Source organism: Streptomyces sp. NPDC053426 (genome assembly GCF_055585405.1).
In genome coordinates this window covers 53815-68147 of record NZ_JBVJKE010000003.1, presented here as the reverse complement: position 1 = coordinate 68147, position 14333 = coordinate 53815, and the positions used below count along the sequence as shown (strand labels likewise).

Below are 14333 nucleotides of genomic sequence, written 5' to 3'. Positions count from 1 at the left end.
GCACACCGGGCCCGCCGTCCGTACGTAACCCGGAGCGGGACGGCCGGGAGGCGGGTACGACGTGGAGCGACGGCGGAGCGGGACGGCGGACGATGGCGAACGAAACGGAACCCCGAACGACCACGGAACCCCGGACGGCTGCGAAGCCCCGAGCGGTTGCGGAGCCCTGGACGGCTGCGGAACCCCGGACGGCTGCGAAGCCCCGAGCGGCTGCGGAACCCCAAGTGGCCGCGGAGCCCTGGACGGCCGCGGAACCCCGAGCGGCCGCGGAACCCCGAACCGCCGCGGAACCCCGAGCGGCCGTGGAACCCCGAACCGCCGTGGCCCCCGGCGGCTTCAAGGGCTGGTGCTGCTGGGTGCCCTGCTGGTCCTGCTCGTCCTCGGCGGCGCGGCACCGGCGAGCGCCCACGCCGCCCTCCGCGACAGCGACCCCGAGGACGGAAGCGTCGTCAAGTCCGCGCCCCGCCACCTCACCCTGACCTTCACGGAGTCCGTCGGCCTGCTCGACGACTCCTTCCGCGTCTACGGCCCCGACAACCGCAGGGTCCACCTGGGCGAGCCGCGGCACGCGGACGGCGCCTCCGACACCGCCCGCGCGGACCTGCCCGGCGACCTCGCCGACGGCACGTACACGGTGGCCTGGCGGGTCGTCTCCGCCGACAGCCACCCGGTCTCCGGCGCCTTCACCTTCTCCATCGGCGCGCCCTCGCCCACCCCGCCCGCCGCCCCCGCGGACCACGCCGAGCACCCGGTCACCAAGAGCCTCTACGACACCGGCCGCCACCTCGCGTACATCGCCGCCGCGCTGCTCATCGGCACGGCGGCGTTCGCGGCGCTGTGCCGGCCACCGGACCCCGCCCCGCTGCGGCTGCCGCTGCTCACCGGCTGGTGGACCCTGCTGACGGCCACGACCGCCCTGCTCGTCCTGCGCGCCCCGTACGAGAACGGCACCTCACCGGCGACCGCCCTCGACCTCCAGGCGTTCACCGACACCCTCACCGGCCGCCCGGGCGTCGCCCTGCTGACCCGCCTCGCCCTGCTGTCGGCGGCAGCGCTTCTCGTACCGCTCCTGAGGCGCCGCGACCCGCGGACCCGCCTGCCGGCCGGTGCGGCACTCGCGATCGCCCTGGCCCTGACCTGGGCGGCGGCCGAACACGCCTCCGCCGGTATCCAGGTCCCGCTGGCCATGACGTCGTCCGTGCTCCACCTGCTGGCGATGGCGTGCTGGCTCGGCGGCCTGACCGCCCTCCTCCTCACCCTCCACCGCGCGAAGACCCCGCCGCCGACCGCCACGGTCACGCGCTTCTCCCGCCTGGCCTTCGCCTCGGTGGCCGTCCTCGTCGTCACCGGCGTCTACCAGTCCTGGCGCGGTCTCGGCTCCTGGTCCGCCCTCACGGGGACGTCGTACGGCCGGACCCTGACCGTCAAACTCGCCGCGACGCTCTTCCTGCTGTCGGCGGCGGCCCTGTCCCGCCGCTGGACGGCCCTCCTGGCGGCACCGGCGGTGGTGGAGGAACGCGTACCGGAACTGGTGGGCGCGTCCGGCGCCCCGCCGGATCCGGAGCCGAGGCCGGTGACCTCACCGACGTACGGACCGGACGGACCGGAGGAACCGGAGGACCGTCACCGCCGAGCCCTGCGCCGCTCCGTACTGGCCGAAGCCGTCGTGGCGGTGGCCGTCCTGCTGGTCACCACGGTGCTGACCGGCACCCTCCCCGCCCGCGCGGAGGCGGAGGCGGCCAAGGCGCCCGAGCCGCAGGTGGCCGGTCTCCCCGGCGCGGAGGCGTTCACGGTCCCCTACGACGTGGGCACCCCCGGCGGCCGGGGCACGGTGCAGCTCACGATGGACCCGGGCCGGGTGGGCGAGAACGGCCTCCAGGCGGTGGTCTTCGGCCCCCGGGGCGCCCTGACCTCCGTACCGGAACTCCGCGCCTCCTTCACCCTCGCGGCGAAGGACATCGGCCCCATCGACGCGAAACTGACCGACCGCGGCGGCTACTGGGCCACCAGCGACCTCAACCTCCCCCTCGAAGGCACCTGGACGATGAAACTGACGATCCGGGTCTCCGAGGTGGACCAGGTGAGCGGGACGCGGCAGGTGGAGATCACCCGCTGAACGCGTGCCAGGCCGTCGATGACGCGTGACACGTAAGGATTTCGTCATCCGCCACGCTGTTCCGGACGGCCGGTCCGCCCCGTTGGATGGGAACCGAGACGGATGATTCCCAGGAAGGCGAACGACATGGGACGGGTGCGGAGCGCGCTGGTCAGGCCGTGGACGGTCGGGGTGCTGGTGGTGGCGGTCGCCGGGGCCGGCTTCGGGCTGTACTGGTTCCAGCCGTGGAAGCTGTGGCAGGACGAGACGGTGCGGGAGGCGCTGCCCGAGGTCACGGCGGCCGCCTCGGCACCGCCTGCCGGGGAACCGTCCGGGACGGCGGCCACCCCGCCTCCGGCCGGCCCGAAGACGCTGGCGAGCGGCGAGTTGATCAGCCACGAGCACGCGACGTCCGGCACGGTGAAGTTCGTGCGGCTGTCCGACGACAGCCATGTGGTGCGCCTGGAAGGGCTCGACACCAGCAACGGCCCCGACCTGCACGTGTGGCTGACCGACGCGCCGGTGAAGGAAGGACGCGCCGGCTGGCACGTCTTCGACGACGGCCGGTACGTCAGCCTCGGCAAGCTCAAGGGCAACAAGGGCAGCCAGAACTACGCCGTGCCCGAGGACGTCGACCCGTCCCGCTACACCAGCGTCAGCATCTGGTGCGACCGCTTCGACGTCTCCTTCGGAGCGGCGGAACTCACCCGCGCCTGACGGCCGGACCGGACGTCACGGCACCGCGTCACGCCGTCCCGCAGCGACTGCGGAGCAGTTCCACGCCGTCGCCTTCGAGATCGTCGCAGTACGCCGCTCGCCCGGTCATGGCCATGATCAGGGCCAAGGTGGGGCCGGACACGAGAGGCCCGGAACCGGTCGTGAACGGGCCGTCGTCCGCCACGAGTCTCAGGCCCCCGATGCGTCCCTTGGCGACGACCACGAGGTCCGTGCCCCGGTAGTACTCGGCCGTCCGGGTGACGACGTCGACCGGACGGTCGCGGCGGATGCCCAGCGGGCGCCGGATGTCCTCCCCGTGCACGATCGTCTCGCCCAGCATGGCGATGGCGGGCAGGGGAGGCTTGGTCGTGCTCGGGACGACGCGCCGGAAACGCTCGAGGGTCTCGCCCGGGGTCGCGCCGAGCTGTTCGGCCAGCCGCACGGCCACCTGCTTGTCGAAGTCGAACCGGCAGCGGATCACACCCGCCAGCCAGCGCACGGTGCCGAGACTCGCGCCCGCGGTCAGGTGCGCCAGTACCTCACGCACCGTCAAACCGTCGCAGAGCGAGGGAGTCGCCCACCGTTCGTCCGTCAGCCCCGCGAGGTCGGCCGCCAGCGCCGCCCGCTCGGCGTGGATCAAGGACCAGACCCCGGTCTCACGACGGTGGTCTGCTGTCTGTGCCGGATCAGTCATACGGAGGAGGACTCCCGCCCCGGAGCGAAGTCATCGCCCATGAGCGATCTTTGTCCGCGAGGCCGAGGTCCGACGGCACGTGACCGGTTTCCGGTGGTCGCGGACGGCGGGTACGGCGTCGCGGGCGAGGGACTCCCGGGCGAAAGGCCCGGCCCCGCGCTCCCTCGTACCCTGTCCCCGTGCCGTCCTCCCGCCTGCATCGTGTCGCCGTTCTCGTGCTCGTGGGGGCGAAGCCGCTCGACGTCGGCATTCCCGCGCAGGTGTTCACGACCCGCGCGAGCATGCCGTACGAGGTGCGCGTGTGCGGGGCGGACCCCGGTCTGGTGACCGGTGGCGACGGGCTGTCGTACTACGTCGCCCACGGTCTCGACGCGCTCGCGTGGGCCGACATCGTCTTCATCCCCGGCTACCGGTTCCCGGACCGCGACGACCCGCCGGGGGCCGTCGTCGACGCGCTGATCGCGGCCCACGGCCGGGGCACGCGGCTCGCCGCCATCTCGACGGGCGCCTTCGCGCTCGCCGCCACGGGCCTGCTCGACGGCAGACGCGCCACGACGCACTGGCACTACACGCGGGCGCTCGCGGCGAAGCATCCGCTCGTCCGGGTCGACGAGAACGTCCTGTTCGTCGACGAGGGCAGCGTGCTGACGTCGGCGGGCGCCGCCTCGGGCATCGACCTGTGCCTGCACATCCTGCGCGGCGACCTCGGGGTGGCCGCGTCGAACCACGCGGCCCGGCGCCTGGTCGCGGCCCCCTACCGCAGCGGCGGCCAGGCGCAGTACGTACCGCGCAGCGTGCCCGAGCCGCTCGGCGAGCGGTTCGCCGCCACCCGCGAGTGGGCGCTGCACCGGCTCGGCGAACCCCTCACCCTCGGGGTGCTCGCGCGGCACGCGGGGGTCTCGCCGCGCACGTTGTCGCGGCGCTTCGTCGAGGACACGGGGTACACGCCGATGCAGTGGGTCATGCGCGCCCGCGTCGACATGGCCCGCGAGCTGCTCGAGCGTTCGCAGCGGAGCGTGGAGCAGATCGCCGCCGACGTCGGTCTGGGCACCGGCGCGAATCTGCGGCTGCACTTCCAGCACATCCTCGGCACCACGCCGAGCGAGTACCGGCGCACCTTCGCCCAGGGCGAGTAGCCCGCCGGCACGTGGCGCGATCCTTTTGAACCGTGGCGATCGCGCCGCTGTCACGGGCGGACGCCGCACGCGACGCTGGTGGCGAACCGCAGGGATCGCAGGGACCGGAGGGACACCACTCATGACGCGCATCGCGATCAACGGATTCGGCCGCATCGGACGCAATGTGCTGCGCGCACTGCTCGAACGCGACAGCGACCTCGACGTCGTCGCCGTGAACGACCTCACGGAGCCCGCCACCCTCGCCCGGCTGCTCGCCTACGACACGACGGCCGGCCGGCTCGGCCGCCCGGTGACCGCCGACGGGGACGCCCTCGTCGTCGACGGCCGTCGCATCAAGGTGCTCGCCGAGCGCGAACCGGCGCGGCTGCCCTGGGCCGAGCTGGGCGTGGACATCGTCCTCGAGGCGACCGGCCGCTTCACGTCGGCCAAGGCCGCCCGTGCCCACCTCGACGCCGGCGCGAAGAAGGTGCTCGTCGGCGCTCCGTCGGACGGCGCCGACGTCACGCTCGCGTTCGGGGTCAACACCGGCGCGTACGACCCGGACGTGCACACCATCGTCTCGAACGCCTCGTGCACGACCAACGCGCTCGCGCCGCTGGCCGCGGTGCTCGACGAGCTCGCCGGCATCGAGCACGGCTTCATGACGACGGTGCACGCCTACACGCAGGAGCAGAACCTGCAGGACGGTCCGCACCGCGACGCCCGCCGCGCGCGTGCCGCCGCCGTCAACATCGTGCCGACCACGACGGGTGCCGCCAAGGCGATCGGTCTGGTGCTGCCGAACCTCGACGGCAAGCTGTCGGGCGACTCGATCCGGGTGCCGGTTCCGGTGGGCTCGATCGTCGAGCTCAACACGACCGTCGCCCGCGACGTGACGCGCGACGAGGTGCTGGCGGCGTACCGCGCGGCGGCACAGGGGCCGCTCGCCGGCATTCTCGAGTACTCGGAGGACCCGCTCGTGTCGTCCGACATCACGGGCAACCCGGCCTCGTCGATCTTCGACTCGGCCCTCACCCGCGTCGACGGCCGTCACGTCAAGGTGGTCGCCTGGTACGACAACGAGTGGGGCTTCTCGAACCGGGTGATCGACACGCTCGGGCTCCTCGCCGCCCGCTGACGCGGGGCGGGGGCGGCCCCGTCCCGCCGTCCGCTTCCGGAACCGCGGCCGCACACGTCGAAGGGCCCCCTGTTTCCAGGGGGCCCTTCGACAACGTGCCCGGTGAGGCACTGGCGGAGGATACGAGATTCGAACTCGTGAGGGGTTGCCCCCAACACGCTTTCCACCTGCTCGTCTGAGCGTTCAACTGGATCCGGGGGGCGTCCTGACCTGCGCCGGAGCATGCAGGCGGTCTCTGCCCGAACCGCAGAGGACGGAGGCGAATGCAATCAGAACCGCAACCACGGAAAGCCCACCCCTGTTCACACCTTGCGCCAGGCCGTGAGCAGTTCGTCGGGGCCGTAGGCCGCTTGAAGACCGGAACATCTGATCCCGCTGCGGGAGACCGCCACGAGCGGTACTGGCTCGTCGGTGACCGCCGCCCGGTGCTTCTGCAGTGCTGCCAGGTCGTGGTTGTCGAACGCGGAGTTCTCCAACCACTTGACCGAGCCGAGGAAGAGCAACTGCTTTGCCACCGGCTGCCGGTCGGCGCCCACCAAGTCGATTTCCACGTCGTTGTTGCGGGTCCAGTACCCGCCGATCGCCGGGGCGGCGGCCAGGAGCCCGTCCGGCAGGAGGCGGGCGAGGGATTCCCGGACCAGGGGCTCGATCGCGCGGCCCCGCCAGCTCGTCCACTGCTCCTTGATACGGCTCAGAGTGAGATCCCCTCGCATCCGCTCGATCTCCGCCATGTGCGGATCCAGAAACGCGAGCCAGAAGCGCAGGTAGGGGTCGGCCACCCGGTAGCGGCGTTCCTTCGACGGCCTGAGCGAGAGCGGCAGCTCGGCGGCCACGACCCTTTTCTCGGTCAGGACGTCAGTGGCTCGGGTGAGAGTGGTGTGGGCGATACCGCCCGCCGCGCGAGCAATGTTGGTGAAGGTTCGCTCCCCGGATCCGATGGCCCGCAGGACCTCCCTGCTCATCGCCTGCGGTGGAAACTCCGCGGCCAGTGACCGTTCAGCGGAGACCAGTAGTGCCGAGATCGGGTTGTCCAGCGAGTCGCGGAGGAACTCCCAGACATCCGCTCCGGCCCGCCACTCGGCACAGATCAGAGGCAGACCTCCCGTGATCAGAGCGGCGTCGAATGCGGCTGCCGGAGACAGGCCGAGCATCTCGCCGATGTCGGCCGGGTTCAAAGGCCCCACGATCATTTCTCGGCCCCGCTGGTGAAAGGGGCGGTCGTAGTTGTTCAGCGCCTCCATCATCGACAGATCGGACCCGACCAGGAGGAGAAGCACCGGCTTGCGGCTGAGCAGCCGGTCCCATGCTCGCTGGAGCATGCCCTCGAAGGCGTCGATGCGGTCCATCAGGTATGGAACCTCGTCGATGACGATGACGCTGGGAGTGTCGTCGGGCAGGATTTCCGCAAGCAGCCTGAGTGCCGCATTCCACTGCTCCGGGGTCTCCTCGGAGAACAGTTCCCTCTCCGGCAGGGTGGATCTGGCGACGGCGTCGAGCAGCTCCGTCAGCTCGTCCTCCGCCGTGCCGCCCGCCGCGGTGAAGAAGAGGTACGGCGTTCCGGTCCGCCGGATGAACTCCTCGACGAGGCTGGACTTGCCGACCCGCCTCCGTCCGCGCATGAGGATGCACTGACCGGGCTTCGCCGACCCGGTGGCGTCGTGAACCGCCTGCAAGGCCTTGCCGAGCACGTTCAGCTCGCGTTCCCGCCCGATGAAACGACGCATGTAGGCTCCCGGTAGAGATAGTATCTCTACCGATACTATCGCCGTCGATACAATCTACCCTGAGCAGCCGGTCTGCCGGAAGATGGAGGCCGATGTCGGCGGACTTGTCCGCAGCGCAGGGGTGACGGTGCTTCGGGGCTGCGACGCTGCCCTGCCTTCCTTCGCGGGGACGGGGCAGCAGCGGCCACCCCTGTGCGGCAGGCGCTTTTCGATACGCTGAGCCCTTTCCAACCTGACGGTTTAGCACGTCAGTTGGTGAGCCGGGACACGGTAGTTGTCACACGAACAGGCTTGTTGCCACGTGCGAGTCATGGCGTCGTAGAGCAGAGAATGGGTGTGCCTCTTTTTCAGTGAGTCCCTGCGCAGACCATTGCTGCTCACGGTTGTTCCCCGGGCAGAGCTTCGGCTGATCGCCCTGGCTGCACCCCTCATTCAGTGGCTTGGGGAGATGCTGGGAGACGGTACTCCTGCCGCCGTGCACGCGGACTGCGGCTCGTTCTCCACGGCCAGTTCCCTGACGGTGACCTCAGGCCCCCGGTGGCCGCGCTCCTTTGGTGTGACGGTGAAGGCGAAGCACCCCGTCACAAGTGTCTGGCCGGGGAGGAGGGCCCCCGGTCCATCGGGAACGCGCCGACCGCCCCATCGGGCGACCTGACCCGTGGTGCGGACGGATACTGTCCGCCTACCGACCAGCACCCTCGCGTCATCGTGGCCGGCGACCTACGCTCCGCCCGCTTCCAACGGATCATGACCGCCCTGGGCTCCGGCAGCGAGGCCGCGCTTCACGCCTACTACGCGGTCAGGGAAGTGCCCACCAAAGGCTGAGGCGCGGTAACCCAGGCTTCCAGGGCTTCCAGAAACCTGTCCAGCGTCACGTTCTCCCACTGTTGGCCGTGGCTGCGTAGTCTGTACGAAGACGGGCCGGGAAGGCGCTGAAGGTCTCGCGATTGCCAATGTGAGCGTCAGGTGTCAAGGGACTCGTCATGACTGCGACCTCAAGGAGCGCACGCGGTCGGCGGAGTCTCAGTGGCCGGGGCAAGCTCCATCGGAGCGTGATCAGCAGCCGAAGTTCAGATCCGATCGGGATCGCGTCCGGTCGGCCGTAGGTGAGGATGCGTGTGAGTGCCTCCCGCATGCGAGCTATGTCCGCGGCCGGCGCATGTAGGACTGCCTCGACTACCGGGTCGTCCAGGAACAGGGCTTCCAAGGAATCGGGGTCGAACGTGACCCGCAGGATGTCTCCTTCCAGCTCCACCGTGCGCACACATCCATACGCGGTGCCCTGGTCGGGAGTGGCAACGCAGTACGAGCTGCAGCCATTACGGATGTTCTGCGCATCGGGTTCCTCGAAGCCGCACTGGAACTCAAGCGTGAAGCTCTCTCCGCCTTCTGACTCGGTGACTCCGGCAGTCATGGCATGGGTGTCCGGTCCCGGCTCGTGCCACCCGTAGGCGATCTTCGCAGTGAATCTGTATGTCGCACGCGTGTTCTACCAAGTCCCGAGCCGGACGGCGCACCGTCGGCCTGCCCGATCCGCTGATCAAGATCCTGCGGCAGCACCAGGAAGCCCAGGAGCGGGAACGGATCGAGGCCGGTGCCGACTGGGAGCGCAAGGAGTACGTCTTCGCTTCGCCCACTGGTGGGCCGCTAAGTCCGAACACCGACTTCCACGTCTGGAAGCGGCTACTTCGGGACGCCGGCGTCCGGGACGGTCACCTTCGTGACGCGCGTCACACCGCCGCGACCGTCCTCCTGGTCCTCGGCGTCCCAGATGTCGTGATCGACTCGATCGCGGGATGGGAGCCCGGGGGGAGCGGCCCGGATGCGCGCCCGGCACATGCACGTCACCGAGCCGATGCTCCGGAGAGTCACAGGGCAAGTCGGGGGAGCCTTCCAGGATCAACCAGCGGATGACTGAGACGGACAGAACCGAAAGCCCCGACCCATGATGAGCCGGGGCTTTCGGTTGCCCAGACGAGCAGGTGTTAGGCCTACAAGGTCGAAAGCTGCGTGTTCTGCAGCTGTCAGCGGGTGACGGCCACGAGCACGGCCATCAGCGCCACCATCGCCGCAACGCTGCTCACCGCGGTCTGGACCGGCGCAGTCAGCGTGGGACGCGAGAGCACCAGCACACCGAGCGCCGAGGCCAGGAACAACGTCAGAACGGTGACCACTACGGCGAGCACGAGCATGATCAGGGTCATCAGGAAACATCCTTCGAGTAGGCGTGCGACTCACACGCATGAAGCGGAGCGCAGGAGCTCCACCCCTTCCGTGGACTGCGGGGGTCCCCGACAGCACGGCGAGGATGAGTGATGTGAGGGTTAGTGCCGCAACCCCTTCCTGAGCTGCGTCTTTGTTCTTCAGCCGCATTGACCGGGAGGGCCTTACGTCCTTAGGCGGTCAGGTGCGCGAACCCCGGGCCGACGTCCTTCCATACCCGAACGCGGCGTGCCTGTGCGTTGGCCGGACATGCTCCAACCGTTGTTGATAACAGGCGGACGTGATCGAACTTGCTGGGCGCAGGAGAGGCCGCTCTGTGGGCATCGGAATCGTCGTGGACGTGATGACCCATCGGCAAGAGCCCAGGGAGCCCCTGGACGCGAGCACAGCACCTGTTCCGAGACCAATTGAGACGGACCAACGTCGAAGGGCCCCCTGTTTCCAGGGGGCCCTTCGACAACGTGCCCGGTGAGGCACTGGCGGAGGATACGAGATTCGAACTCGTGAGGGGTTGCCCCCAACACGCTTTCCAAGCGTGCGCCCTAGGCCTCTAGGCGAATCCTCCGGTGGGAACATTACATGACCGAGAGGAGTGCTCGCGAACTCGTTCCCACCGGTCGGCATCGGGTACTGTGGGCGCAGCCCCTCACGCGGCGCTATCTGACTGAACTCCCCCAGGGCCGGAAGGCAGCAAGGGTAGGTCGGCTCTGGCGGGTGCGTGGGGGGCGCTTGCGTTCCGGGCGTACGGGTCGGTTGTCAGTGGACGCCTATAACCTCGTATGCGTGTCGTCTCTCGCGTTGTACCGCCGCTACCGCCCGGAGTCCTTCGCCGAGGTCATCGGGCAGGAGCATGTCACCGACCCGCTGCAGCAGGCGCTGCGGAACAACCGGGTCAATCACGCGTACCTGTTCAGCGGTCCGCGCGGGTGCGGCAAGACGACCAGCGCGCGGATCCTGGCGCGGTGCCTGAACTGCGAGCAGGGCCCGACCCCGACGCCGTGCGGGGAGTGCCAGTCCTGCCGCGACCTCGCGCGCAACGGGCCGGGTTCGATCGACGTCATCGAGATCGACGCCGCTTCCCACGGTGGTGTGGACGACGCCCGTGACCTGCGCGAGAAGGCGTTCTTCGGGCCCGCGGGCAGCCGCTACAAGATCTACATCATCGACGAGGCCCACATGGTCACGTCGGCCGGTTTCAACGCGCTGCTCAAGGTCGTCGAGGAGCCGCCGGAGCACCTGAAGTTCATCTTCGCCACCACCGAGCCCGAGAAGGTCATCGGGACCATCCGGTCGCGTACGCACCACTACCCGTTCCGGCTGGTGCCGCCCGGCACGCTGCGGGACTACCTCGGCGAGGTGTGCGGCAAGGAGGACATCCCCGTCGAGGAGGGCGTGCTGCCGCTCGTCGTGCGGGCCGGTGCCGGGTCCGTGCGTGACTCGATGTCCGTCATGGACCAGCTCCTCGCCGGCGCGGGTGCGGACGGTGTGACGTACGCCATGGCCACCTCCCTGCTGGGGTACACGGACGGCTCGCTGCTCGACTCCGTCGTCGAGGCCTTCGCGACCGGTGACGGTGCCGCCGCCTTCGAGGTCGTCGACCGGGTGATCGAGGGGGGCAACGATCCGCGGCGGTTCGTCGCCGATCTGCTGGAGCGGCTGCGGGACCTCGTCATCCTCGCCGCCGTGCCCGACGCCGCCGAGAAGGGGCTCATCGACGCCCCCGCCGACGTGATCGAGCGGATGCAGGCACAGGCAGGCACCTTCGGGGCCGCCGAGCTGAGCCGCGCCGCCGACCTCGTCAACGAGGGGCTCACCGAGATGCGCGGCGCCAACTCGCCGCGCCTCCAGCTCGAGCTGATCTGCGCCCGCGTACTGCTGCCCGCCGCCTACGGCGACGAGCGCTCGGTCATGGCCCGGCTGGACCGGATCGAGCGCGGGGTGAACTTCTCCGCGGGCGGTGCCGGTGCCGGTATGCCCGCCGTGGCGTACGCGCCCGGGCCGCAGGCCCACGGGGGAGCGCCGGAGCAGGGCCTCGTCGAGCCGGGGGGCGGTCCCGCCGCCGCCCGCGCGGCGGTACGAGGGCCCGGTCCCGCACCTGTTCCGGCGCCGCCCGCTCCCGCTCCCGCGCCCCCTGTCCCGCAGGTTCAGCAGCCCCCGGCGCCCGCCGCCCCGGTGCCGTCCGAGGCTCCGTCCGCGCCCAGTGCTCCCAGCGCCCCCGGTGCCTGGCCCACCGCCGCCTCCGCCGGTGGTGGCGGCCGTCGGCCGGGCGGCTGGCCCACGGCCGCGCCGGCGGGCGGGGCTCGGCCCGCGGCCTCGGCCGGCGCCCCCGCGCCCGCGTCTGCCGCCCCCCAGGCGGCCCCCGCGCCCACGCCCGCGCCCTCGGGCGGTGGCGGCGGTGGGCTCGACCCCCGCATGCTCTGGCCGAACATCCTGGAAACGGTCAAGAACCGTCGTCGCTTCACCTGGATCCTGCTCAGCCAGAACGCCCAGGTGACCGGCTTCGACGGCACGGTCCTCCAGATCGGCTTCGTGAACGCCGGAGCGCGGGACAACTTCCTCAGCAGCGGCAGTGAGGACGTACTGCGTCAGGCGCTGGCCGAGCAGTTCAACGTGCAGTGGAAGATCGAGGCGGTCGTCGACCCGTCCGGCGGCGGGGGTGGTGGCGGGGGCATGGCGGCGTCGGCCGCGGTCCCGGCCGGGCCGCCCGCCGGCGCCCGCAACGGCGGCGGTGGTTACGGCGGTGGCGGCGGGTACGACGGCCCCGGAGGCGGCCAGCGGCCCTCCGCTCCCCAGGCGAGCGCCCCGGCCGCCGCGCCCGCGCAGCCGGCGAGCGCCTCGCGGCCCGCGCCCGCCCCGGCACCGGCGCCCCGCCCGTCCGCTCCCGAGCCGCCGCCCGTCTCGCCCGAGGACGACGTTCCCGAGGACGACGACCCCGACCTGGACGAGTCCGCCCTCTCCGGGAAGGACCTGCTCGTCCGCGAGCTGGGCGCGACGGTCGTCGAGGAGGTCACGAACGACTAGGCGTTCGGAGGAAGGTACGAACGGCGTCCGCCCACCCCTTCGGAAGCCCGCACAAAACGAACCCGCCGTCTCCCGTTAGGCTGACCCCCGTGAAGGTCCTCGTCATCGGCAGCGGCGCCCGCGAACACGCCCTGTGCCACTCCCTGTCCCTCGACCCCGACGTCACCGCGCTGCACTGCGCCCCCGGCAACGCCGGCATCGCCGGGGTCGCCGAGCTGCACCAGGTCGACGCCCTCGACGGCGCGGCCGTGTCCGCGCTGGCCGCGCGGCTCGGTGCGGACCTCGTGGTGGTCGGCCCGGAGGCACCCCTCGTCGCCGGTGTCGCCGACGCCGTGCGCGACGCGGGCATCCCGGTCTTCGGCCCGTCCGGGGAGGCCGCGCGGCTCGAGGGCTCCAAGGCCTTCGCGAAGGACGTCATGGCGGGGGCCGGCGTGCCCACCGCCCGCAGTTACGTCTGCACGACGCCCGAGGAGGTCGACGCGGCCCTCGGCGCGTTCGGCGCCCCGTACGTCGTCAAGGACGACGGGCTCGCGGCCGGCAAGGGCGTCGTCGTCACCGACGACGTCGAGGCGGCCCGCGCGCACGCCGGTGCCTGTGAGCGCGTGGTGATCGAGGAGTTCCTCGACGGCCCCGAGGTCTCCCTCTTCGCGATCACCGACGGCGAGACGGTCGTACCGCTCCAGCCCGCCCAGGACTTCAAGCGCGCGCTGGACGGCGACGAGGGTCCGAACACCGGCGGCATGGGGGCGTACTCCCCGCTGCCGTGGGCCGACCCCAAGCTGGTCGACGAGGTCATGGAGACGGTCCTCCAGCCGACCGTCGACGAGATGCGGCGCCGTGGCACCCCGTTCTCCGGGCTGCTCTACGCCGGTCTGGCGATCACCTCGCGCGGTGTCCGCGTGATCGAGTTCAACGCCCGCTTCGGCGACCCCGAGACCCAGGTGGTCCTGGCCCGGCTGAAGACCCCGCTGGGCGGTCTGCTGATGGCCGCCGCCACCGGCAACCTCGCCCACCTGGAGCCGACGCGGTGGAGCGACGAGGCCGCGGTCACCGTGGTCGTCGCCTCGCACAACTACCCCGGCACCCCGCGCACCGGCGACCCGATCACCGGCCTGGACGAGGTCGCCGCCCAGGACGCCCCGCACGCGTACGTGCTGCACGCGGGGACGAAGCGGGACGGTGACGCGGTCGTCAGCGCGGGCGGGCGCGTGCTGTCCGTCACGGCGACCGGCAAGGACCTCACCGAGGCCCGCGACCGCGCCTACCGCGCGGTGTCCCGCATCGGCCTCGACGGCTCCCAGCACCGTACGGACATCGCGGCGAAGGCGGCGCGGGAGGCGCAGGACGCGTAAGCCGGACGGGCCGGTCCCCGTCCCGGCGCCGATGAACCCCGCAGGCCCCGGATCCGTCTCAGGATCCGGGGCCTGACCCTTGCCGTCCGTCATCCACCTTTCCCCAAAGCCATTCCATCGAGTGAGCGATGCGCCATCCGGCTGACGGGAACCGGGGCCCCAACTATGGTGCCGCGCAAGCGTTCCGGCACTTGGCCCATCGGCATTGCGATGTCGGTGGCGGGTGCCACAGTGGGGGAGTGGGCAACGCC

The 14333-nt window shown here is 71.1% G+C and carries 9 protein-coding genes, 1 tRNA gene, 1 other RNA gene and 3 pseudogenes; 9 read left to right on the top strand and 5 right to left on the bottom strand.

Features of this window, described 5'->3' with window-relative positions; all coding sequences use genetic code 11:
• Positions 1 to 346: 346 nt before the first annotated feature.
• Positions 347 to 2116 (top strand): copper resistance CopC/CopD family protein, encoded by a 1770-nt coding sequence (locus ACZ62B_RS07220; RefSeq protein WP_469689398.1) that lies wholly within the window; start codon positions 347 to 349, stop codon positions 2114 to 2116.
• A 126-nt stretch (positions 2117 to 2242) separates the two neighbouring features.
• Entirely contained in the window at positions 2243 to 2812 is a 570-nt protein-coding gene (locus ACZ62B_RS07215; protein ID WP_468887330.1) for a DM13 domain-containing protein, read from the top strand.
• Between the two features lie 28 nt (positions 2813 to 2840).
• Here the strand turns inward: ACZ62B_RS07215 and ACZ62B_RS07210 are convergent, their stop codons facing one another.
• Positions 2841 to 3506, bottom strand: a complete 666-nt coding sequence (locus ACZ62B_RS07210; RefSeq protein WP_468721097.1) for a maleylpyruvate isomerase family mycothiol-dependent enzyme — start codon at positions 3504 to 3506, stop codon at positions 2841 to 2843.
• 179 nt (positions 3507 to 3685) lie between these two features.
• On the opposite strand from ACZ62B_RS07210, the gene ACZ62B_RS07205 reads away from it, so the two are divergent.
• Both ACZ62B_RS07205 and gap read left to right on the top strand, forming a co-directional pair.
• Positions 3686 to 4642 carry a GlxA family transcriptional regulator gene (locus ACZ62B_RS07205; protein WP_344569464.1) on the top strand — a complete coding sequence of 319 codons (957 nt, stop codon included), beginning with the start codon at positions 3686 to 3688 and terminating at the stop codon, positions 4640 to 4642.
• A gap of 121 nt (positions 4643 to 4763) precedes the next feature.
• The gene (gene gap, locus ACZ62B_RS07200) at positions 4764 to 5762 is read left to right on the top strand and encodes a type I glyceraldehyde-3-phosphate dehydrogenase (protein ID WP_344569462.1); all 999 of its coding nucleotides are present in this window, start codon (positions 4764 to 4766) and stop codon (positions 5760 to 5762) included.
• 302 nt (positions 5763 to 6064) lie between these two features.
• Here gap and ACZ62B_RS07195 read toward each other — a convergent pair whose 3' ends face one another.
• Positions 6065 to 7486, bottom strand: coding sequence for an ATP-binding protein (locus ACZ62B_RS07195; protein WP_468887328.1), 1422 nt, complete (start codon positions 7484 to 7486; stop codon positions 6065 to 6067).
• Positions 7487 to 8101: 615 nt separating this feature from the next.
• On the opposite strand from ACZ62B_RS07195, the pseudogene ACZ62B_RS07190 reads away from it, so the two are divergent.
• Positions 8102 to 8311 (top strand): annotated as a pseudogene (locus ACZ62B_RS07190) (pyridine nucleotide-disulfide oxidoreductase); the annotation flags it as partial.
• Here the strand turns inward: ACZ62B_RS07190 and ACZ62B_RS07185 are convergent.
• Positions 8278 to 8382: pseudogene (locus ACZ62B_RS07185) on the bottom strand (DUF7660 family protein); the annotation flags it as partial. The pseudogenes ACZ62B_RS07190 and ACZ62B_RS07185 sit on opposite strands and share 34 nt — an antisense overlap.
• Positions 8383 to 8974: 592 nt before the next feature.
• On the opposite strand from ACZ62B_RS07185, the pseudogene ACZ62B_RS07180 reads away from it, so the two are divergent.
• Positions 8975 to 9404, top strand: a pseudogene (locus tag ACZ62B_RS07180) (tyrosine-type recombinase/integrase); the annotation flags it as partial.
• Positions 9405 to 9510: 106 nt separating this feature from the next.
• On the opposite strand, the gene ACZ62B_RS07175 reads toward ACZ62B_RS07180, so the two are convergent.
• Complete coding sequence (locus ACZ62B_RS07175; protein ID WP_468883915.1) at positions 9511 to 9690, bottom strand: hypothetical protein; 180 nt, start codon at positions 9688 to 9690, stop codon at positions 9511 to 9513.
• A gap of 496 nt (positions 9691 to 10186) precedes the next feature.
• Positions 10187 to 10274: transfer RNA gene (locus tag ACZ62B_RS07170), tRNA-Ser, on the bottom strand.
• Positions 10275 to 10346: 72 nt separating this feature from the next.
• Here ACZ62B_RS07170 and ffs point away from each other — a divergent pair.
• The 3 genes from ffs (at position 10347) to purD (ending at position 14082) form a co-directional block, all read left to right on the top strand.
• Positions 10347 to 10445, top strand: an RNA gene (ffs, locus tag ACZ62B_RS07165) — signal recognition particle sRNA small type.
• Positions 10446 to 10492: 47 nt separating this feature from the next.
• Positions 10493 to 12730 (top strand): DNA polymerase III subunit gamma and tau, encoded by a 2238-nt coding sequence (locus ACZ62B_RS07160; protein ID WP_469689397.1) that lies wholly within the window; start codon positions 10493 to 10495, stop codon positions 12728 to 12730.
• 89 nt (positions 12731 to 12819) lie between these two features.
• A complete protein-coding gene (purD, locus tag ACZ62B_RS07155; RefSeq protein WP_468721092.1) occupies positions 12820 to 14082 on the top strand; it encodes a phosphoribosylamine--glycine ligase in 1263 nt (420 codons plus the stop codon).
• Positions 14083 to 14333: the final 251 nt, after the last annotated feature.

Excerpts from the sequence above, each read along its gene's own strand:
- ACZ62B_RS07195 (WP_468887328.1), bottom strand. The coding sequence starts at position 7,486 with ATGCGTCGTTTCATCGGGCGGGAACGCGAGCTGAACGTGCTCGGCAAG.
- ACZ62B_RS07210 (WP_468721097.1), bottom strand. The coding sequence starts at position 3,506 with ATGACTGATCCGGCACAGACAGCAGACCACCGTCGTGAGACCGGGGTC.
- gap (WP_344569462.1), top strand. The coding sequence starts at position 4,764 with ATGACGCGCATCGCGATCAACGGATTCGGCCGCATCGGACGCAATGTG.
- ACZ62B_RS07175 (WP_468883915.1), bottom strand. The coding sequence starts at position 9,690 with ATGACCCTGATCATGCTCGTGCTCGCCGTAGTGGTCACCGTTCTGACG.
- ACZ62B_RS07215 (WP_468887330.1), top strand. The coding sequence starts at position 2,243 with ATGGGACGGGTGCGGAGCGCGCTGGTCAGGCCGTGGACGGTCGGGGTG.